Annotated in this window: 16 protein-coding genes; 3 read left to right on the top strand and 13 right to left on the bottom strand. The window is 65.9% G+C overall.

The window, feature by feature from the left end:
• The first annotated feature begins 4 nt into the window (after positions 1-4).
• On the top strand, positions 5-1093 hold the full coding sequence (locus N0B71_RS27435; protein WP_259756238.1) for an alpha/beta hydrolase fold domain-containing protein: 1089 nt from the start codon (positions 5-7) through the stop codon (positions 1091-1093).
• A gap of 498 nt (positions 1094-1591) precedes the next feature.
• Here the strand turns inward: N0B71_RS27435 and N0B71_RS27440 are convergent, their stop codons facing one another.
• A complete protein-coding gene (locus N0B71_RS27440) occupies positions 1592-2008 on the bottom strand; it encodes a carboxymuconolactone decarboxylase family protein (protein ID WP_259756239.1) in 417 nt (138 codons plus the stop codon).
• A gap of 112 nt (positions 2009-2120) precedes the next feature.
• Between N0B71_RS27440 and N0B71_RS27445 the strand changes: the two genes are divergently transcribed.
• The gene (locus N0B71_RS27445) at positions 2121-2918 is read left to right on the top strand and encodes a cyclase family protein (RefSeq protein ID WP_259756241.1); all 798 of its coding nucleotides are present in this window, start codon (positions 2121-2123) and stop codon (positions 2916-2918) included.
• Between the two features lie 132 nt (positions 2919-3050).
• Here the strand turns inward: N0B71_RS27445 and N0B71_RS27450 are convergent, their stop codons facing one another.
• From N0B71_RS27450 to N0B71_RS27495, 10 genes are all read right to left on the bottom strand, one after another.
• A complete protein-coding gene (locus N0B71_RS27450; protein WP_259756244.1) occupies positions 3051-5432 on the bottom strand; it encodes an efflux RND transporter permease subunit in 2382 nt (793 codons plus the stop codon).
• Between the two features lie 14 nt (positions 5433-5446).
• Entirely contained in the window at positions 5447-6529 is a 1083-nt protein-coding gene (locus N0B71_RS27455) for a WD40/YVTN/BNR-like repeat-containing protein (RefSeq protein WP_259756246.1), read from the bottom strand.
• A gap of 727 nt (positions 6530-7256) precedes the next feature.
• A complete protein-coding gene (locus N0B71_RS27460) occupies positions 7257-8624 on the bottom strand; it encodes a DUF1329 domain-containing protein (RefSeq protein ID WP_259756248.1) in 1368 nt (455 codons plus the stop codon).
• Positions 8625-8680: 56 nt separating this feature from the next.
• Positions 8681-10648 carry a DUF1302 domain-containing protein gene (locus tag N0B71_RS27465; protein WP_259756249.1) on the bottom strand — a complete coding sequence of 656 codons (1968 nt, stop codon included), beginning with the start codon at positions 10646-10648 and terminating at the stop codon, positions 8681-8683.
• 487 nt (positions 10649-11135) lie between these two features.
• Positions 11136-13793, bottom strand: a complete 2658-nt coding sequence (pepN, locus tag N0B71_RS27470; protein ID WP_259756251.1) for an aminopeptidase N — start codon at positions 13791-13793, stop codon at positions 11136-11138.
• Positions 13794-14096: 303 nt separating this feature from the next.
• Entirely contained in the window at positions 14097-14924 is an 828-nt protein-coding gene (locus N0B71_RS27475; RefSeq protein WP_259756252.1) for a DUF2797 domain-containing protein, read from the bottom strand.
• On the bottom strand, positions 14924-15184 hold the full coding sequence (locus tag N0B71_RS27480; protein WP_259756253.1) for a YeaC family protein: 261 nt from the start codon (positions 15182-15184) through the stop codon (positions 14924-14926). The genes N0B71_RS27475 and N0B71_RS27480 overlap by 1 nt, the downstream gene beginning before the upstream one ends.
• A gap of 178 nt (positions 15185-15362) precedes the next feature.
• On the bottom strand, positions 15363-16211 hold the full coding sequence (locus N0B71_RS27485) for a rhomboid family intramembrane serine protease (RefSeq protein WP_442964697.1): 849 nt from the start codon (positions 16209-16211) through the stop codon (positions 15363-15365).
• A 14-nt stretch (positions 16212-16225) separates the two neighbouring features.
• Positions 16226-17206 carry a metallophosphoesterase gene (locus tag N0B71_RS27490; protein ID WP_259756256.1) on the bottom strand — a complete coding sequence of 327 codons (981 nt, stop codon included), beginning with the start codon at positions 17204-17206 and terminating at the stop codon, positions 16226-16228.
• On the bottom strand, positions 17206-18093 hold the full coding sequence (locus tag N0B71_RS27495; protein WP_017519352.1) for an NAD(+) kinase: 888 nt from the start codon (positions 18091-18093) through the stop codon (positions 17206-17208). Before N0B71_RS27495 ends, N0B71_RS27490 begins: the two co-directional genes overlap by 1 nt.
• Positions 18094-18206: 113 nt before the next feature.
• Here N0B71_RS27495 and N0B71_RS27500 point away from each other — a divergent pair, with 113 nt between their 5' ends.
• On the top strand, positions 18207-19145 hold the full coding sequence (locus N0B71_RS27500; RefSeq protein WP_259756258.1) for a DUF1853 family protein: 939 nt from the start codon (positions 18207-18209) through the stop codon (positions 19143-19145).
• On the opposite strand, the gene N0B71_RS27505 is transcribed toward N0B71_RS27500, so the two are convergent.
• Together N0B71_RS27505 and N0B71_RS27510 are read right to left on the bottom strand one after the other, a co-directional pair.
• A complete protein-coding gene (locus tag N0B71_RS27505; protein WP_442964636.1) occupies positions 19133-20077 on the bottom strand; it encodes a 1-aminocyclopropane-1-carboxylate deaminase/D-cysteine desulfhydrase in 945 nt (314 codons plus the stop codon). The two genes, N0B71_RS27500 and N0B71_RS27505, sit on opposite strands and share 13 nt — an antisense overlap.
• A 10-nt stretch (positions 20078-20087) precedes the next feature.
• Entirely contained in the window at positions 20088-21548 is a 1461-nt protein-coding gene (locus N0B71_RS27510) for a chromosome partitioning protein ParA (RefSeq protein ID WP_259756259.1), read from the bottom strand.
• Between the last annotated feature and the right edge of the window lie 94 nt (positions 21549-21642).

Genomic DNA, 21642 nt, shown 5'->3' on the forward strand with positions numbered 1-21642 from the left:
CTCCATGCGTTGCAACCGGCTGATTTCCACGCTGGCCGCCGGCCTGCTGTCGATCTGCACTCTCTCCCTGAACGCCGCCCAGATCCTGCCGCCGCCCCAGCCGCTGCAAGGCCCCGGCGGCTCGCACTATGCCCACGCCGATGTGCGCCAGTGGCACTTCGCGGCCGACGGCAACGAATACTGGGTATTCACCCCGGACCGCCCCGCCCCGTCCAGCGCGCCGGTGGTGGTGTTCACCCACGGCTGGAGCGTGATGCAGCCGGACCTGTACCGCGCCTGGATCGAGCACATCGTCCGCCGTGGCGCCATCCTCATCTACCCACGCTACCAGGCCACCCTGAAGACACCGGCCGCGGAGTTCCTGCCCAACGCCGCCGACGCCGTGCGCCACGCCGTGGCCGATCTGCGGGCAGGCAAGCTGGGCGTGAAGCCGGAGCTGGAGCACGTGGCCTATCTCGGGCACTCCGCGGGAGGGCTGATCGCCAGCGGCCTGGCGGCGTCCTGGCAACGTCTGGGCGTGCCCACGCCGCGCGCGCTGATGGCCGTGGAGCCGGGCAGGAGCAGCGGCCAGCGCTGGCGACAGGTGCCGCTGGAGCCGCTGGCGGACATTCCCACCGGCACCCTGTTGCTGGCGGTCTGTGGCGACGAGGACGAGCGCGTCGCCTGCGACGACGCCCGCCGCATCTACGGAGAAAGCACCCAGGTCGCGGCGCGCGACAAGGACCTGCTCCTGCTGCGCAGCGACCGCCACGGCAGCCCGCCGCTGCTGGCCAATCACGCCGCCCCCACCGCCCCGCGCTTCGACCCGCGCTACCCGCCCAGCGACTCCTCCAGCTGGCTGCTCAATCGTGTGCAGGAACGTGTGAAGCAACGGCTCAAGCAGGGACAGCCCTCGGCGCACAATGCCCTGGCCACCGACGCAATGGACTGGTTCGGGCCCTGGAAGCTGTTCGATGCATTGTGCGACACCGCCTTTTACGGCCAGGACCGCGACTACGCCCTGGGCGGCGGGCCGGCCCAGCTGTCCATGGGACGCTGGAGCGACGGGACGCCGGTGAAGGCGATTCAGCGGTTGTCCCAATCCGCCCCCTGATGTTCCGGGCGCCTGGTGGGTTGGCGAGCAAGGGCCAGGCGCCCCCTCGTTCCTACGAAGAGCCCAACCGATCCGGATTTGGCTCTTAGCGACTTCCAGAGAAATGTCCGCACGCGCCGAATGCCCCGTTCAGGAGGCCGAGCGGAAGCGGAGTTTCAGGGGTTGAGCGGCATGGATGCCGCGAGAGCGGCGATGGGCCAGGGATGGCCCTTCGACGCGCGCCCCTGAAACTTCGCTGGAGCGAGGGCATTTTTCGCCCCAAGCGAAAAACCGGATGTCGGGGCAAGCCTTCTTGATTACTTCTTCGGCGTTTGGAAGAAGTGACTCGCCCGAGGGGGCGAAACACGGAACCTGCGCGTACGCCGAAGCGACGCAGAAAACACCCCAGTCGACGCAGCAAGCTGCAACACCGGAGCAAGAGAAAGCGCCGGCCCTGCCGGCGGATCGCGGGCGTGGCCCGCTCCTACAGGGGAGTCGCCGGGGGCGGAACCGATCCCATCAGCCGGCAGAGTTCTCCATCACCGCGCCCTTGAACACATCGTCCAGCGGCACCTGGTAGCCGATGGCGAGTCGGTTGGTCTCGTTGGCCATCGCCACCACCGCCATCAGCTCGCCAAGCATGGCGTCGTCCATGCCGGCCTTGCGCGCCGCTGCGCCGTGGGAGCCAATGCAGTAGTTGCAGTTGTTGGTGACGCTGACGGCAACATAGATCAGCTCCTTCACCAGCGGGTCCAGCTGCCCCGGCCCCATCACCTGCTTGAGGCTTTCCCAGGTGCGCTGGAGGGTCTGCGGATGGTTGGCCAGGGCCTTCCAGAAGTTGTTCACCCAGTCGATCTTGCGGGTCGCCATGATGTCGTCATAGACGGCCCGGACTTCGGGACTGGCGTCGGCGTATTCGATGAGCTGGAAGGACATGGTATCTCCTAACGAAAAGGAATAAGAAAAGCAGAATTCAGAATTGGTAGGCGGGTCGAGCGATGGAGAAAGATAAGGCGCTTTCTCCCATCCCCGTCAAGGAATCAGACCCATGCAACGCCTCCCCGCCCTGCTCTTCGCCGCCGCCCTGCTGCCTGCCGCGAGCCAGGCCGCCCAGCCCGGCCTGTGGGATACCTACGCCAGCCTCAAGCAACACAACTGGGTCGACCTGACCCACTCCTTCGACAGCGACACCCCGCACTGGAAAGGCTTCGAGCCCATGGGCCGCAAGACGCTCTACACCGTGGACAAGGACGGCTTCCAGGTGGAGCTGTACAGCCACGTCGGCCAGTGGGGCACCCATGTCGACCCGCCGGTGCACTTCCACAAGGGCCTGCGCAGCGTCGACCAGATCGACGTGAAGGAGCAGTTCCTGCCGCTGGTGGTGTTCGACATCCATGAGCAGGTGGCGAAGAACCCCGACTACGTGCTCACCCTGGCCGACGTGAAGGCCTGGGAAGCCAAGCATGGCGCGGTACCCGAAGGCGCCTTCGCGGCGCTGCGCACCGACTGGTCCAAGCGCTGGCCGGACCAGGCGAAGATGCAGAACCAGGACGCCAAGGGCGTGGCGCACTATCCGGGCTGGAGCAAGGAGGCGCTGGTGTACCTGTACGAGACGCGCAAGATCACCGCGTCCGGGCACGAGACCACCGACACCGATCCGGGCATCGCCACCACCAAGGACGATTATTCGCTGGAGTCCTACATCCTGGGCACCAACCACTACCAGATCGAGCTGCTCGCCAACCTCGACCAGGTGCCCGAAGCGGGCGCGCTGGCGGTGGTGAGCTTCCCGAAGATCGCCCAGGGCACGGGCTTCCCGGCGCGGGTGTTTGCCATACTGCCGTGACAGCGTTTGTAGGAGCGAGCTTGCTCGCGAACCAGCCGCTGCAGCGAAGCTGTTCGCGAGCAAGCTCGCTCCTACGAAGAGCATAAAAAAACGCGGCCCGAAGGCCGCGTTTTTTTATGGCTGGAGCGTCGATCAGTGCACCAGGATCGACGCCTTCTTCTGACGCACCTTCTCCGGGTTGATCAGGAAGCGCGCCAGCGCCGGCAGCAGCCAGAGCGCGCCGAACATGTTCCAGAGGAGCATGAAGGTCAGCATCAGGCCCATGTCGGCCTGGAACTTGATCGCCGAGAAGATCCAGGTGGCGACGCCGATGGCCAGGCACAGGCCGGTGAACAGCACGGCCTTGCCGGTGGACTTCAGGGTCTCGTAGTAGGCCTCCTGCAGGGACAGGCCCTGGCGCAGGAAAGACTCCAGGCGGGTATAGATGTAGATGCCGTAGTCCACCCCGATCCCCACGCCCAGGGCGATCACCGGCAGGGTCGCCACCTTCACGCCGATGCCCAGGGTGGCCATCAGCGCGTTGCCCAGCACCGAGGTGAGGATCAGCGGCAGCACGATGCACAGGGTCGCGGCGAAGGAGCGGAAGGTGATCAGGCACATCACCGCCACGCAGATGTACACCAGGATCAGGATGGTCAGTTCCGAGTGCTTGATCACGTCGTTGGTGGCGGCCTCGATACCGGCGTTACCGGCGGCGAGCTTGAACTTCAGGTCGTCCTTCTCGTTGGCCTTGGCGAAATCCTGCACGACGGCCACGGCGCGGTCGAGGGTCTCGGCCTTGTGGTCGTTGAGGAACACCAGCAGGGGCGCCAGCGAGCAGTTGCTGTTGAACAGGCCTTCGGCGCGGCTGATGGAGTTGTTCAGCACGTCCTGGTTGCGCGACAGCGACTCCCACTTCAGGTTGCCTTCGTTCATGCCCTTGATCATCTGCTTGGAGACGGTGACCAGGGAGATGGCCGACTGCACGCCCTGGGTGTTCTCCAGGCGCCAGGCCAGCTCGTCGATGGCGGACAGGGTGCGGTGGGTGGAGCAGCCTTCGGCCTCGGACGCCACCATCACCACCAGTACGTCGGAGCTGGTGGAGTAGTTGCGGATGATGAAGTCGTTGTCCAGGTTGTAGCGCGAGTCCGGACGCAGTTCCGGCGCGCCCTGGTCGAGGTCGCCGATCTTCAGGTGATGGCCCTGCCACATGCCGCCGGCGAACATCGCCAGGGCGATGACCACGGAGATGGGCGCCACCGACGGGCTGGCGAAGTTGGACAGTGCGCGCCAGAAGGGATGGTCGCGCACGGCGTCTTCCTTGCTGCGCTGCACCGCCTTCTTGCTGATGCCGATGTAGGAGATGGCGACCGGCAGCAGGATCAGGTTGGTGAACACGATCACCGCCACGCCGATGGAGGCGCCGATGGCCAGTTCGCGGATCACGCCGATGTCGATCACCAACAGGGTGATGAAGCCGACGGCGTCCGCGAGGATCGCGATCATGCCCGGCAGGAACAGCTGGCGGAAGGTGCGGCGGGCGGCCAGCAGCGGGGTTTCCGCGTCACTGGACTGCAGGGCGATACCGTTGATCTTCTGCACGCCGTGGGAAATGCCGATGGCGAAGATCAGGAACGGCACTAGCATCGAGTACGGGTCCAGCCCGAAGCCGATCAGGTGCAGGATGCCCAGCTGCCAGATCACCGCCACCAGGGTGGTGGACAGCACGGCGATGGTGGAGCGCACGCACTTGGTGAACCACAGCAGCAGCACCAGGGTGATGACGAAGCAGATACCGAAGAAGCCGACCACCATCAGCAGGCCGTCGATCAGGTCGCCGACCTTCTTGGCGAAGCCGGTGATGTGGATCTTCACGTTGGGGTTCTGCAGCTGGTACTTGTCGCGGATCTTCTCTTCCAGCTCATGGGAGAACTGGCGGTAGTCCAGCTTCATCAGCTTGCCCTGGTCCTTCGGGTCCGGGTAGACCTCCAGCAGCGGCACGTCGACGATGCTCGACTTGAAGTTGTTGGCCACCAGGCGGCCGATCTGGCCGGACTTGAGCACGTTGTTGCGCAGCAGGTCCAGGGCCTTGGCGGAACCGTCGTAGGTCTGCGGGATCACTTCGCCACCGGCGAAGCCTTCCTCGGTCACCTCGGTCCAGCGCACGCTCGGGCTCCACAGCGACTTCATGCCGGAACGGTCGACGCCGGGGATGTAGAAGACCTCGTCATGGATCTGCCGCAGCGTCTCCATGTATTCCTTGGTGAAGATGTCGCCGTTCACCGCTTCCACCGAGATGCGCACGGTGTTGCCGAGGTTGGCCAGGTCGTTGCGGTGCTCCAGCATGTTCTGGATGAACGGGTGCTGCAGCGGGATCATCTTCTCGAAGCTGGTGGACGGGCGCACCTGCGTGGCCGACCAGGCGAGGAAGAGGGTCACCAGCAGGCACGCGATGATCACGAACGGCCGGTGGGTGAAGATGATGCGTTCCAGGAAAGTCGCCTTGTCCTGTTGATGCTTGTTCAGAGCGTTCATTGCGGCTCCCCGGCTTATTGTTGTTCTGTCAGCTCGGCGCCGGTCGCCGAAGCCAGGTGGATACCGCCCTGGCCGACCAGCACCAGGTTGCCATTGCCGGCCGCGCTCACGCCCGCGAGGGACAGGCGATCCGGGCGGTTGACGACGCTGAAGCTGACGCCGTCGTCCTTGCTCTCCAGCACGCTGCCGCCATGGCCGACGACGACGATGGTGCCGTCATCGAGCAGGCTGCCTTCGGAGAGGCCGAATTCCAGCTCGCCGCCGTTGGCGGTCGGCAGGCTGACCTGCTGCCAGGTGTCGCCGAAATCGGTGGAGCGGAACAGGTGGCCACGCAGGCCGTAGGCCAGGACGGTGCCGGCGCGGGCGGTGCCGGTGGCGCCGAACAGCGAGCCTTCATAGGGGCCCTGGAGCTTTTCCCAGGTCGCACCCCAGTCCTTGGAGCGGAACATGCTGCCCGCCTCGCCCACTACCAGCAGGCCGGAATCCTTCACCGCGGTGATGGCGTTGAGGTGGTACTGGTCTTCGTTGTCCAGACGGTCGCTGGCGTCTTCCCAGTGCTGCCCGCCATCGGTGGTTTCCAGCAGCGCGCCATAGGCGCCCACGGCCATGCCGTGGTTCTCGTCCTGGAACCAGATGTCCAGCAGCGGCGCTTCACGCTTGAGGTCTTCGAACTGGCGCACCCAGGTGGTGCCGCCGTCGGTGGTGGCCAGGACCTGGGCGTCGTGGCCAACGGCCCAGCCCTTCTTGTCGTTGACGAAGAACACCGAGGTCAGCAACTGGCGGGTCGGCACGGTGGCCTGGGTCCAGCTCTTGCCTGCATCGTCGGAGTAGAGGATGTGCCCGTGATCACCCACCGCGACCAGACGCTTGCCGGCGTGGGCAATGCTCAGCAGCAGGCTGCTGGAAGCCTTGGCGGAAATGATCGCGTTGGAATCGCTGGCGGCCTCCGTTGCGGCAACGGCGTGCAGCGGAGCCAGGGACATCATCAGAAAGGAAAACGCGCCGAGCAGGGAAACCGTCTTGCGCGACATCGGGAAGGAGCGTCGCACTCCCGAAACGGGCTGCTCGCTCGAAGTGCGCCACAGGGGCTCACGCATATGCCTTTACCTCTTTTTCTTATGCAGGCGGTATGTAGTTTCGGGGTATATAGCCAGCCTTTTCCGGGGCTGACAATTCACGGCACGTTATCTTTTGTTAAGCCCCGGGCGCCTCACTCCAAAGGATGACTGCCATTGGCCACCTCCCCCGAAAGGTGCGCGGCTGAGGGGTTGCGGCGAGTGGAGCGGTAACACTTTTTGCTTCTATTCAAACGGGCGGCCTCCAGTCTTCGGCCCTCCCGGTAAAACTTCGCCCGGCCCCAAATGGCTGTGTGTAGGAGCGAGCTTGCTCGCGAACGACCCGACCGGTAGCTCCGGCGGTGGGCGGGTTCGCGAGCAAGCTCGCTCCTACACCGTTGCCGGTGGCCCATAAAAAAGCCCCGCCGAAGCGGGGCTTTGCAGGTGGGGCAACTGTCTTCTTCTGGGGGGGGCCGTGCCGATGCATCCCCCTCACCCCAGCCCTCTCCCAGAGGGAGAGGGAGCCGTCCGAACCGCCTGACGCCAAGGTTTCATCCTGCGCCGAACGCCCCCTCTCCCTCTGGGAGAGGGGGCAGTCCGAACCGGCTGACGCCACGGTTTGATCCTGCTACGAACGATCCCCTCTCCCTCTGAGCGGGGCGCGCAGCCAGGGTTAGGGTGAGGGCCAACCCGAGCGCAGATACATCTCGTAGGGCGGGCCATGCCCGCGATCGCGCGCCTGCGCGCCCTACTGATTGGGTCGACCGGCTCAGCGAGTGCCGCGGCGACGCAGGGCCGACGGGCTGAAGTAGGAGTCGTCCGGGACGGCCTGGCCGAAGTCGATGGTGCTCGGCTCTTCGTTGTCCAGGTTCTGCACGTGGTAACGACGGGCCTGCAGGTCGTGGAAGGTATCCAGGGCGGTCCAGGTGGTCGGCAGCTCGTAGTAGTTCTTCAGGTAGGCCAGCGACACACGCCACAGCTCGCCGCGACCGTCGTACTGATCAACCTCGGCGGCGCCCCAGCTGTCCTCGTCGAGGAACAGCACGCGCTTGGAGTAGATGTGGCGCGCGCCCGGCTTCAGGGTGCCTTCGACGACCCACACGCGGTGCAGTTCGTAGCGGGTGTACTTGGGGTTCAGGTGGTTGGGGGTCAGCAGATCCTTGTACGTCACCTCAGGGCTGGACACCTTGTAGTTGTTGTACGGGATGTACATTTCCTTCTTGCCCACCAGCTTCCAGTCGTAGCGATCCGGCGAGCCGTTGAACATGTCGGTGTCGTCCGCGGTGCGCAGGCCGTCGGCAGCGGCGATCGGGGTGTCGTAGGCCAGGTTCGGCGCACGGCGCACGCGGCGCTGGCCGGCGTTGTAGCCCCAGGCCTGGCGCGGCTCCTTCACCTGGTCCAGGGTCTCGTGGACCAGCGCGGCGCCGCCCGCCAGGCGCGCCGGGCTCTTGGTGAACGACAGGTAGTAGAACAGCAGGTTGTTCAGGTCAGCGAAGCTCTTGCCCTGGATGTAGTACTTGAACAGCGCTTCCTGCTGCGAGGTCACCAGCGAATAGTCGCCGTTGCGCTGCACCGCCACTTCGGAGGCGCGACGCACGACGTAGGTGCCGCGGTAACGGGCGATGTGGTTCCACACCGCTTCCACGCCGTTCTGCGGGATCGGGAACGGGATGCCGCCGAAGGCATCGACGAAGCCGTTGCCGCCCTCGGCCAGCTTGGCGCTGGTGGCGTTCTTCAAGGTGTTGTCGTACACCCACTGCGGCGCCGAACCACTGCGGCGGCTCGGGTACACCGGCATCTGGAAGGTATCCGGGTAGGTGGCGAACAGCGCCAGGGTGCCCGGGGTCAGGTTGGCCTTGTACTGGTCCAGGTTCGCCTTGGTGATGGTGTACAGCGGCTTGTCGGCGGCGAACGGGTCGATGTGGTGCTGGCCCGGCTTGTAGCCGGCCGGGGCCTGGGTGATGCCACCGGTCCAGGCGGGGATGGTGCCGGCGGCGTTGCCGGCCTTTTCCGCGCCCAGCGGGGTCAGGCTCGACTGCAGCTTGGCCGCGTCCTGCGGGGAAACCGCCGCCAGCGCGCTGCCGGCGGACAGGGCCAGGGCCACCGCGGCGCCGACCAGGGTACGCATGTTGCGCATGGTGAATCTCCGTGAGGTTCACGCCGGGCGGCATCGCGCCCGGCGCGGGATGATCGTTAGAAGGAGTACTTGACGTTGAAGCCGACGTTGTCGCGGTCGCGAGCGGCGTTGTTCTGCCCGGCGCCGTAGAACTCGGTGTACTGCAGCTCGGCTTCCAGGGCATTCAGGTAGGTGGCCTTGACGCCCAGGGTGTAGGCCTTGCGGCCTTCGATGAAGTTGCCGGTCTGGTAGGAGTTGCCTTCGAAGTCGTCCTTGTAGACGGCGTAGGGCGAGATGTTCACGCCGGCGAACACGTCGTTCCAGGTACCCGACAGCAGCAGGGTGTAGCCGTAGGCGTTCTTGTTCACCTGGTCGTCGCGGTCGTAGCCGGAGATGTAGGCGCCGTTGCTGCGGCCGGAGTAGTAGCGGGTGCTGCCGTCGTACGCGGTGTACTTCAGGTCGCTGCCGCGCAGGTGCTCGGAAGCCAGCTCCGCCACGCCCATCAGCGAGTCGAAGGACAGCGATGGGCCGAAGTTGTAGATGGTGCCCAGGGAGGTGTTGAAGGCCTCGACGCGCTCGTAGTTGTGGATCTGGTCGCTCATCGAGACCTGACCGCCACCGATGTTCACCGTCTTGCCGCTGGCCAGCCCCGGCGCCTGGACCAGCAGGTCGCCGAGCAGGTCGTTGGTGGTGGCGATGCCGATCGGCAGGTTCGGGCGGTAGGCCAGCTCACCGAATACCGAGGCATCGCCCACGGTGGTGTTGAAGCTGAAGCCGTACATGCGGATGTTCTCGACGTACTCGCGGCGGGCATTGACCTGGTTGGCGACGTCCACGGAGGTGGCGCCGTTGACCAGGCTCAGCACCTGCCCGGCCAGGGCGTTGCCGCTGCCGGCGGCCGATACCAGCTGGTCGTAGGAGCCAAAGCCGCCCACGCCCGCCAGTTGGTCGAGGTTCACGCCGGCATAATCGCTGTTCAGGTCGGCGTAGATGGTCGGCTCTTTGGAGTGGTAATTGACGAAGTAGAAGCCGAATTCGGTGGAGTTCAGCTCTTCAGCCACATAGTGGAAGGCCACGCCGAACTGGCCGTCGTTCTTGGCGTTGATGTCCTTGCCGACGTTGGCGACCTTGAACACGCCGTTGGAGTCCAGGTAGCCGGTGCCCTGCAGGCCGCCCACGTGGGCCGCGGAGAGTTGCGGGTAGAGGCTCTGGAACAGCGGGTTGGACAGCGCGCTGACGGTGGTATAGGCGGTGTTGCCGCCATCGGCGAACAGGTCGGTCTCGGAGAAGAAGGTGCCGACCGGGTCGATGCGGGTTTCCTTCCAGTTCCACTGGTAGAAGGCGTCCATCGACAGGTTGTCGGTCAGGCCGATGTTGAAGCTCGCGGCTTCCACCGGCATCAGCACTTCCTTGAGCTCGGAACCGGGCAGGCGGAACTTGGCCGCGTCCACCGGGTTGGTGGTGTTCACGCCGCCGCGGTAGAAGATGCCCTCGCCCCAGTTGAACACCTGGCGCCCCAGGCGCGCGGTCAGCGGGTGGTCGGCCACGTCCCAGTTGCCATAGACGTAGGCGTCGAGGATCTCGGCGCGGTTGCCCGCGGCGTCGCGGGTCTCGCTGGTGAAGCGGTCGCTGTTGGGGTAGGTCTGGCTCGGCTGGGCCGGCTGGTTGTGGTCGTAGTAGTCGTTGCGCTTGTCCATGATCTGGGTGTCATAGAACGCCGAGCCACGCACGAACAGGCCGTAGTTCTTGTAGGTCGCTTCCAGGTCGGAAGTGATCTTGTACACCTCGGAAACCAGGCCAGTGCTGAAGTTGCGGTTGCCGTCGTTGCTGTTGATGTCGTTGTTGGTCTTGTCCTGGCCCTGGACGCGCCACAGGGCGCCGTAGGAAATGGTGCTGTCCAGCGAGCCGGAAACTTCGTTGTCGAGGAAGCTGAACTCGACGGCGGCCGCCGGGGCGGACATCAGCAGCGGCAGGATGCCTGCCAGGGCAAAGCCCGCACGAGCAGGCGCATAACGCAAGACGGGCTTGCGAACTGGGATTTCCATTAGGACTCACTCCATGGACTGATCATTCTTTGGCGGCGCCGCCACTGCGGGCGGTTCACCGTGTCAGCCGTTATTCCACGGCCTTGTTGTCGTCGATCTGAAGGAAACTCCCCCAAAGGTGCTCGACACGCCTCCCGCCCCATCGGACGGGCAAAGGCAAAGCGGGTCCGGCGGTGCAACCCCAGTGCCAAGAGCAGGGCTGTATCCGAATCTGCTTACAAAAAATAAAGAAATGGTGCGCTACTTTTTGTGACTGGTCGTTCACTGACCAAATCAAGTGACCGATTGCGCCATTTGCCCACCCGGTTGGCGCAATCCGCCCCTGAAAGCCCGGCGTAGACACATCGGGCTTTTCTGCCCAATAGCGCAAAGCGATAAGCGAGACGTCGATCAATTTCGATAGGTAACAAAAAGGTGTTACCAGCCAGCGCTGGTAACACCTTTTCGACAGTGGCAGGCGCCCCGGGGACGGGGCGCGGCGGGTGCGTTAGGCGAGGCTCTTGCTGACCACTTCGTATACATCGCTGGACAGCTCGCCGGACGCCAGGATGCGTTCCAGCTCGGCCTTCATCAGCGCCTGGCGCGCCGGCGCGTACTTGCGCCAGCGGGTCAGCGGCGTCAGCAGGCGCGAAGCGATCTGCGGGTTGAGCGCGTTGAGGGTGATGATCTGGTCGGCCAGGAAGCGGTAGCCGGCGCCATCGGCGCGGTGGAAGTTCACCGCGTTCTGGTTGGCGAAGGCGCCGATCAGCGCGCGGATCTTGTTCGGGTTCTTCAGCGTGAAGGCCGGGTGGCTCATCAGCGCCTGCACCCGCTCCAGCCCGCCCGGCAGGGTGCAGCCGGCCTGGACGCTGAACCACTGGTCCATCACCAGCGGGTCGTCCTTGAAGTAGTCGGCGAACATCGCCAGCGCCTCGGCCTTCTCCTTCTCGAACGAGGAATTGACCAGCACGGCCAGCGCGGTCAGGCGCTCGGTCATGTTGTCGCAATCCTTGTACTGCTCCTGGCAGGCCGCGAGCACCTCGGCCTTGCCGCTCTGCATCAGGTAGGACAGCGCGATGTTCTGCAGGCTGCGGCGCGCAATGTGAGTGGCCTCGGCAACGTAGGCGGTCTCGCGGGATTGCTTGCGGTTGGCCTGATAACGCGCCCACAGCTGCTCGTGCAGCGCCGCGCCGATCTGCTGGCGGGCGAATTCGCGGGCGGCGTGGATGGCCTCGACATCCGCCACGTCGCTGATCTCGGTGAGGTACGCCTCGCTGGGCAGCGAGAGCATCTCGGCGACCATGGCCTGGTCCAGCCCGGTATCCAGCAACAGGGTGCGGAAAGCGGAGATCAGGCGCTCGTCGAGCGCCAGCTTCTCGCCGCGCTGGTGCTGGCCGATCAGCTCCTGGAGGACCTGCACGGACAGCTGCTGGCCGGCTTCCCAGCGGTTGAAGCCATCCTCGTCGTGCTGCATGAGGAACATCAGCTGGTCGCGGTCATACGGGAAGCTCAGCTTCACCGGCGCGGAGAAACCGCGCAGCAGCGAGGGCAGAGGCTTCTCGGCCAGGCCGACGAAGGTGAACGACTGCTCCGCCTCGGTGACCTGCAGTACGCGGTCGCTGCCGTGGGCGTGCTCTTCGCCCTGCAGGCGCAGCGGCAGCGCGTTGCCCAGCTTGTCGATCAGGCCCATCTGCACCGGGATGACGAACGGCAGCTTCTCGCTCTGCCCCGGGGTGGCCGGGCAGCTCTGGCGGAAGGTCAGGGTGTAGCTCTGCGCGGCGGCGTCGAAGCGCTCCTCCACCGCCAGGCGCGGGGTGCCGGACTGGCTGTACCAGCGCTTGAACTGGGTGAGGTCGACGCCGTTGGCGTCTTCCATGGCCTTGACGAAATCGTCGCAGGTCACGGCCTGGCCGTCATGGCGCTCGAAGTACAGGTCGGTGCCCTTGCGGAAGCCGTCGGCGCCCAGCAGGGTGTGGATCATGCGGACCACTTCCGAACCCTTCTCGTAGACGGTCAGGGTGTAGAAGTTGGAAATCTCGATGAAGGAATCCGGGCGCACCGGGTGCGCCATGGGGCCGGCGTCCTCGGCGAATTGGTTGGTGCGCAGGAAGGCCACGTCCTCGACGCGCTTGACGGTGCGCGAGTTCATGTCGGCGGAGAACTCGCTGTCGCGGAACACCGTGAAGCCTTCCTTGAGCGACAGCTGGAACCAGTCGCGGCAGGTCACGCGGTTGCCCGACCAGTTGTGGAAGTACTCGTGGGCCACCACGCCTTCGACCCGCTGGTGCGCGGCGTCGGTCGCGGTCTCGGCCTTGGCCAGCACGCAGCTGGAGTTGAAGATGTTGAGGCCCTTGTTCTCCATGGCGCCCATGTTGAAGTCGTTCACCGCGACGATCATGAAGATGTCCAGGTCGTACTCGCGGCCGTAGACCTTCTCGTCCCAGCGCATAGAGTTCTTCAGGCTGTCCATGGCGTGCTGGACCTTGTCGATGTTTTCCGGCTCGACATAGATGCGCAGGGTGACGTCGCGCTCGCTCATGGTGGTGAACTGGTCTTCCACGCACCAGAGATCACCGGCGACCAGGGCGAACAGGTAGGCCGGCTTCTTGAACGGGTCCTGCCAGGTCGCCCAGTGGCGCCCGCCCTCTTCCGAACCGCTGGCCACCGGGTTGCCGTTGGACAGCAGCACCGGGTACTTGTGCTGCTCGGCCGAAAGCGTGGTGGTGAAGCTGCTCATCACGTCCGGACGATCGAGGTAATAGGTGATCTTGCGGAAGCCTTCGGCCTCGCACTGGGTGCAGAACATCTTGCCGGACTTGTACAGGCCTTCCAGCGCGGTGTTGCTTTCCGGGTGGATGCGCACCGTGCTGTCGACGGTGAAGGTGTTCGCGGTCGGCTGCAGGGTCAGGTGGTTCTCATCGAGCTGGTACTGGCCGGCTTCGAGGGCCTGGTCATCCAGGGCCACCGACAGCAGCTCCAGCTGCTGTCCGTCGAGCACCAGCGGCGGCAGGCCGTCGCCGCGCTCGGGGTTGCGGCGCATCACCAGCTGGGCGTGGACCAGGGTGTGGTCCTCGTACAGCTCGAAGGTCAGGTTGGTCTCGTCGATCAGGTACTCGGGCGCCTGATAATCCTTGAGGTAGATGACTTTCGGTTGCTCGGTACGCATGGCTTTTGGCCCCTTGGAAGGCGGCAGGCAGGATGGGCCGGCCGGAGGAATACTGACTCTAGCGATTGGGAACGGCGCGGGCGAGTCGCAGGACGCATCTATCCGTGGATGCGTCCTTCTCTAGATGCGAGCCCTGGGCCGGAAATTCAATGCCGCGTCGATAGAACCTGTTTACGATCTTGCGAGCTAGAGCCGTAGTAGGCGAAAAGTGCCCGAAGAGCGGAGTTTACGTGCTGTAAATGAGCATCTGAGGGCGCTTTTCAACGCCCTACGGCCGACGCGCAGCAGATCGTAAACAGATTCTCAGGCGCTGATGGCAAGCTGGTACGCAGTAAACTTGCGCACGTTGATCACGCCGGTATCGAAGATCAGGTACTGGCCCTTGATACCCTGCAGGGTACCCTCGACCACCGGCGTCTTGTCCAGATCGAAGCTGGTGATCTTGGCCAGGTAGGCCTCCACCGGATAGCTGATCTCGATGGGGTCCATGTCGATCACCGGCTGGATCGCCTGCAGGCCGAAGCGCTGCTGCAGCGCGACGATGCCCTCGGCGCAGGCGTCGAAGATCTGCTCGCGCAGCGCCACCAGGTCCAGCGGCTCGGCCTCGCCCTTGAGCAGCGCGCGCCAGTTGGTGCGGTCGGTGACCTGGCTGCGCAGCAGGTCCTCGACGAAGCCGGACTGCTGGCGGGTCGCCACGCGCATGATCGGCAGCGCCTGGCGTGCGCCCTGGTCGATCCAGCGGGTCGGCACCTGGGTGGCGCGGGTAATCCCCACCTTCGCTCCCGAGGAATTGGCCAGGTACACCACGTGATCGGTCATGCAGAAGCGCTCGCCCCACTCCGGCTCGCGGCAGGAGCCTTCCTCGAAGTGGCACTTCTCCGGGCTCATGATGCAGCTGTCGCATTGCGCCAGCTTGGTGAAGCACGGGTAGCAGTAGCCCTGGGCGAAGCTCTTTTTCGTCTGCCGCCCGCAGTGGCTGCAGAAGATCGAGCCCAGGTATTCCAGGCGCACCGTCTTGCCGATCAGCGGGTTGACCGGGACCTGCGCATCACCCAGGCGGAAGGCGTATTGCACGGGGCTTTCAAGGCGCGCCGACATCTTGTCCAGGGCGCCGCGTCCAAGTTCCTGCATCAGTGCAGCGAATTGGAGGAGAAGAGGATGTTCGGGATCGGCTCGGCGTGGGACTGGCATTCCTGCGGGCCCATGTAGCCGGTGCGCTGGTCCTCGGGGAGGTTGTCGATCTCCCAGGCGATCATGGCCTGCAGCGACAGCTCCTTCTGCTCCTGGGACAGCTTGCGGCCGTCGGGCCACTTGCCGATTTCCACGGCCAGCTTGAGGCTCTCGTAGATCTCGGGGGTGATGTTCTGGATCATTTCGGCGAAGGACGACATGGGCCGGCTCCTGCTGGGGAAAACGAAGCCGGCATTCTACCGGGCGAACGCCCGGCGCGCACGAACGGCGGTCAATCGGTTCCACAGCCGCCTCCCTGTAGGAGCGAGCTTGCTCGCGAACAAGCTCGCCGGACGCTGCGGCGCTGGGCGGTTCGCGAGCAAGCTCGCTCCTACAGGTTCAGGCCACGCGACGCCGCGCCAGCCACCCGCCGACCAGGCCGCTCAGGCAACCCGCCACCAGCCCGCCGACATGGGCGCCGTTGGCGATGGAGCCGAAGCCGAGCAGGTCGATCACGCCCGACAGGCACACCAGCAGCCAGATCAGCATCATCCCCACCACGCCCTTGGGCAGGTGGTAGGCTGGGGTCGGCGCCATGCGCTGAAAGATCCAGCAGTGGCCCAGCAAGCCGTAGAGCACGCCGGACAGGCCGCCGAACAGGCTCGGCCCGCTCCAGCTGTACTGCACCAGGTTCGACACCAGGCCGAAGCCCAGGCTCAGCCCCAGCAGCATCCAGGCGCCCTGGCGGTATTCGATGCGCCGGCCCAGCTCCCAGTACCACATGGCGTTCATCGCCAGGTGCAGCCAGCCGAAGTGGATCAACATCGGCGTGAACAACCGCCACCACTGCCCCTGCGCCAGCGAATCGGACAACGGCTGGAACAGCGCGCGGTCCTCGCCGACCAGCTGGAAATTCTGGAAGGTGAACCAGCGCAGCGTCTCCGGCGACGTACCGAGTAGGGTGATCGCGGCCACCACGAAGGTCACCAGCAGCACCGCCGCGGTCATCCGGCTCATCTTCAACTGCTGGACGAAGCCCGGCCCCCGGCGCTGCGGCTCGGCCTGCAGGGTGAACTGCGGGTCGCCCTGCGGATAACGCTCGTAGAGCGTGCGGACCTGCTCCGCCAATTGCGCGCTGGGCACCCAGAGCACCTGCTCGCCGGATTCCTCGCTGACCCGAAAGGGCACGTTCAGCCGCTGCAACAGGGTGACGAACTGCCCCAGGTCCACCGCCGCCGGCAGCCGCATCGCTTCGATCGCGCTCACTCGTCGCCCTCCGGACGCTTCACATCCACCCACACGAACTTGTTGCGGTCCAACCGCGTTTCATCGTCCAGCCGATAGGCCACGAGCTTGCCGTACATCACCGCGCTGTAGTCCAGGCAGGCGAGGTTCGGGCGGATCGGCGCCGGGGTGCCGCGGCGCCAGTAATGGCCGACGAACAGCAGCGGCTCGTCGGCGCCGTAGGTCAGCAGCCGCGACTTCTGCTCGTCGCTCAGGCGTTCGCTGGCCACTTCGTCGGGCAGCGCATCGGGCTGGAACACGATATCGCCGTAGGTCTCCGGCGCGCGGTCCTCTTCCCAGAACTTGGTGCGGAAGAAGGCGCGGGTGAAGCCGTCGCTGCCGGTCAGGGTCAGCCCATTGGGCAGACGCATGTCGGTGCCGCGCAACAGGCGGTCGCAGGCTTGCTGGGCAAAGCTGCCCGGCTCGGCGGTGGCCTTGAGGAAGCCTTCGTCGATGCGACCGTCGGGGAATTGCCGGCGCAGTGCATCGATCACGTCGTGGTCCCAGCAGGCGTGGACCATGCGGAAGTGCCCGGCATCGATGAACAGCGGCAACTCCTGGAACCAGCCGAGGAAGTCGCGCCAGTCCGCCGGGTGGCCTTCGAACTGATCCAGCGTCTCCTTGATCAGCCGGGCGTGGCGCGGCGTGTGCTCGCGCACGTACTGGCGACCGCTGCCCGGCGCGGCAGGCGTCGACCAGCCGAGGGCGTTGAACTCATGGTTGCCCATGATGCACAGCGCCTCGCCGGCGGCGACCATGTCGTGCACGCGGTGCAGCGCCTCGCGGATGCGCGGGCCACGGTCGATGATGTCGCCCAGGAACAGCGCCTGGCGCCGCGGATGCCGCCACACTCCGCCCTGGGAGCGATAGCCCAGGCGTTCCAGCAGGTGGTCGAGGGTGTGCGCGCAGCCGTGGATGTCGCCGATCAGGTCATAGCCGCGTGCGGGGTCGAGTTCCATCACTCGCTGCTCCCGAGGCGGCTGCCCCAGCCCAGCTTGGTCCGGCAGACCTCGTAGTAGTTGTGGTCGATGGGGTGGATCAGGCGCAGCTTCTGCGGCTTCTTGCTCACCGTGACGGTATCGCCCGGCGCGCAGGTGAAGTGGTTCTGGCCGTCGCAGGACACCTGCGGGTAGATCTGCATGTTCGGCGAGACGACGATCTTCAGCTCGCTGTTGCCGTCGACCACGATGGGCCGGCTCGACAGCATGTGCGGGTACATCGGCACCACCACGATGGCGTCCAGCTTGGGATGCATGATCGGCCCGCCGGCGGACAGCGCGTAGGCGGTGGAGCCGGTCGGGGTGGCGACGATCAGGCCGTCGGCCTTCTGGCTGCAGACGAACTGGCCGTCGATGTACAGCTCGAACTCGATCATCCGCGTGGACTTGCCGGGGTGCAGCACCACATCGTTCAGCGCGTCACCCTGGCCGATGGATTCGCCGTGGCGGCGTACCAGCGCATCGAGCAGGAAGCGGCTCTCGACGATGTACTGGCCACCGAGCACTTCGGCGACTTTCGTCTCCAGCTCGTCGGGGCGGATGTCGGTCAGGAAGCCCAGGCTGCCGCGGTTGATCCCCAGCACCGGCACCTTGTGCCGAGCCAGCGCGCGGGCCGCGCCGAGCATGCTGCCGTCGCCGCCGACCACGATCACCAGGTCGCAGATCTCGCCCATGATCTTTCGCGAACAGGTCTGCAGGCCATGGCCCGGCAGGACCTCGGCGATGGTGTCCTCGAGGATGACGTGCAGGTGGCGCTCGGTGAGGAATTTCTTCAGCCGACGGATGGTTTCCAGGACCTGGGTACTGCCCAGGCGGCCGATGATGCCGATATTGCGAAAGGGTTCCATGGGACTCCGGACGGCGTTGCGGGTGCTCGAATGTCGGAATTATGGGCGAAAGGCCGAAGCAGCGGCAAACCGCAGCGTCACCGCAACCGCCGGGCACCGGCTAGGATTCACCCATGACCGACTTCACCGCCCTGCTCGATGAACTGCTGATCGACCTGCGCCAGCCGCAGGTTCGCGACCTTGCCTGGACGCTGCTCTCCCCGCCCCTGCTGCAACCTGGGAGCCCCGCGCTGCGCCATCCGCTGACCGCCAGCCGCTGGTACGCGCAGCCGTCGCTGCTGGCCGATTGGCTGCGCGCCCAGGAGCATTCTCCCGGCGAGTTGCTGGCCGAGCTCGAATCCGCCCCGCACCAGCGCCTGGGCCGCTATTACGAACGCCTCTGGCAATACGCCCTGCAGCGCGCACCGGACCTGCGCCTGCTGGCGGCCAACCTGCCGGTGCGCGACAAGGGCCAGACCCTGGGCGAACTGGACCTGCTGCTGGAGGACGACGACGGGCTGCATCACCTGGAACTGGCCATCAAGCTCTACCTCGGCCCCAGCGAGGACGGCCCCGACTCCTGGCTCGGCCCGGGCGCCGAGGACCATCTGCTGCGCAAGATCGAACATTTCTACCAGCACCAGTTGCCGCTCTCCTCCACCGCCGAAGGCCTCGCCGTGGTGCGCGAGCACAGCGCGGCGCTGCCCTCACCCGGCCTCTGGCTGGGCGGCTACCTCTTTTACGCCTGGCCCACCGCCTGCCCACCGCCCGCCGGCGCCAGCGACAACCACCAGCGTGGCCGCTGGCTGCACCGGCGCGCCTGGCCGGCCTACCAGGCACTGCAGCCGCAGGGCTGGCAAGTTCTGTCACGCAAGGGTTGGCTGTCTCCCGCCGCCGAAGACGACAGCTGGAGCGCGGAACGCTTCGCCACCTGGCTGGCGCAACTGCCCGAAGACGGCTTCCCGCAGATGCTGGTGCGGATGGAGTTCCACGCGGGGCGCTGGCGCGAGCAGGAGCGCCTGTTCCTGGTAGGTGACCGCTGGCCGCGGGTGCACAGCGGCTATTCGCGCTGAGCGGCCAACGCCTTGAGCCGAGCGCCCAGGGCCCGACGCCCCTGCAAGCCGCCGCTGTGGATCGCGACGATGCGCGTACCGCGCGCCAGGCGTCCGGCGGCGACTTCATCGTGCAGCGCGAGCAGTAGCTTGCCGGTGTACAACGGCTCCAGCGGCACGCCGCCCGCGGCCTCGGTGGCGAGGATGAAACGCGCCAGCGTCGCGTCGACCCTGGCGAAGCCGCCACGGCTGGCGTCGATCAGGCGATAACCGGCGTCGGCGACACCGGCTTCGTGCAACAGCTCAGGCACCTGGGATTCGACGCCGTGCCCGGGCGGCACCGCCAGGGCGCCGATCACCGGATGCGCACCGCGCTCGCCCAGCACCAGGCCGGCCAGGGTCGTGCCGGTGCCGCAGGCGACCCAGAGCTGCTGGTAATCGCCCCAGCCGAGATCGCCGAGCCGCTGGCGAACCTGCGCCACCAACGACGAGCAGCCCCGCGCGCCGGGCAACCCGCCGCCGCCCTCGCCGACCGCCAGCAGGCGGGGATAGCGCGCGCGCCAGGGCTCCCAGAAATCGGCGTCATGACGCCGGCGATAGCCGCCATAGCCGAGCCAGTGGAGGTGCATACCGAACTGACGCAGGTCGCGGATCGTGGGGTTGTCCTGTTCGTCCCCGCGCAGCAAGCCGACGGTTTCGAAGCCGAACCGCGCGCCGGCAGCCGCCACCGCGTGAAGGTGATTGGAATGGGCGCCGCCCAGGGTCATCACGCCCTTCAGCCCAAGATCGGCGGCCTGTCGGAGGTAGGGCGCGAGCTTGAACCACTTGTTGCCCGAAACGAGCGCATCCACCTGGTCCAGGCGCAACAGCGCCAGCTCGACGCCGGCGCGGTCGAGCCATTCCAGGTGAAGGCGGTGCAGCGGTGCGTCGGGGCGCCAGTCGGGAAACTGCAAGGCGCCCCGGTCAGCCGGTGGTGACGCTGCGCAGTCGGCCGGCGGTCTTGTGCCGGGAGCAGCAGTTGCTGTCGCCCTCGACGAAGCGGCCGGGGGTCTCCACCCGGTCGATGGGCATGGCGCAGCGCTCGCCGTTGGACAGACGTCCTTCGCAGGCGGGTTGCTGGTAGTGGGCAAGCCAGCTGCGGTACTGGTCTTCGGCGACGAAGCACTTGGCGGCAGCGAAGGCCATGGGGTTTTCCTGGTAACGGGCGACATCCTGCAGCGACAGGGTCAGATGACCGGCGCCGGGATGGTACACCACGAAGATCACTCCCATCCCGGCCAGGCGCTCCAGCACCGAGCCGTCGGCTGCCTTGGCGGCCAGGGCATCCAGTTCCAGGCGCAACCCTTCGGCGCTCTGCTGCAGTTGCGCAGCCAGTTGGCGCAGCTGCGCGGTTTCCTCGCGCAAATGCGCGGCCTCCTGGCGCAGTTGCTGGTTTTCCTGCTGCAGTTGCTGGTCCAGCTCGTTGCGGTAGCCCAGCTCGACGTCACGGACGGCGATCTGCTCCTTGTAGCGCGCCTCCAGGCTGGCCATGCGGGTGCGGGCTTCTTCCTCGATCTGCTGGCGCAGTTGCTCCAGCTCGTCGCGCCCGCTCTGTTCGATGTGCCGCAGCTGCGCGGTCAGTTCCTCGCGACCGCGCTGGAAGCCATTGGCCTGGCCGTCCAGCTCTCGACGCAGGCCGGCGTTGATCGTTTCCTCGCGCTTCAGGCCCTCGCGCAACGCAGCGAGTTCGGCCTGCAGGACCTTGACCTGCTCCTGCGCGCCAAGCTTCAGGCGGTTGAGCTCCTGCTCGTGCTGCTGGCTGATCTGCGACAGGCGGCTCTCGTGCTGGCCGAGCAGTTCGGCAGTCTTCTGCTGATGCTCCTCGAGCAGCGCACGGGCCAGCTTCTCGGCCTCCTCGCGGGACTCATCGGTGGGGGCGTACCACTGGTGCTCGTCGGCCATCTGCAGGCGCGCCGGTTCCACGGCGGCCGGTTCCTCTTCCACCAGCACGCCCAGGTTGTTGCGCTTGATCGCCTCACGCAGCTGCACCAGGTGATTCTGCCCGGCCTCCAGGGTCGGGTCCCACAGGTGCATCTGGTGCCAGGACACCGGGCACTGGCTGCGGCATGCCAGGCGGATCGGCCCGGCGCCCATGTCGGGGCCGCGCCCGGCGCGGTCGGCGAGGTTGCGTAGCGGCAGGTTCCAGCCGCGGTCGGCCTCGCCCTTTTCGTCGAAATCCAGGTAGAAGAACACCACCGCCTTGACCAGCAGGCGCGGGTTGATCAGCACGTAGGCGAGTTGCATCTGCTGATCGGCGTATTCCGGCATCTGCACGACGTTGTCGAGCAGCGCCTCGAATTCGGGATAGAGCATTTCCCTGCAGACGCCACGGTCATTGAAGAAGACCACGGCTTCCACCATTTGAGGCTTCTTCTGCATGCTCATCGATTGACCTCTGGGCTAGTGCGGGAGGAAGTCTGAGAAAAGGGTCTGTCAGAAATGCAGCACCCAGACGGCGGGAAAATCCCGACATCCGAGC

The sequence above is a fragment of the Pseudomonas sp. GCEP-101 genome, assembly GCF_025133575.1.
Taxonomy (GTDB): domain Bacteria; phylum Pseudomonadota; class Gammaproteobacteria; order Pseudomonadales; family Pseudomonadaceae; genus Pseudomonas; species Pseudomonas nitroreducens_B.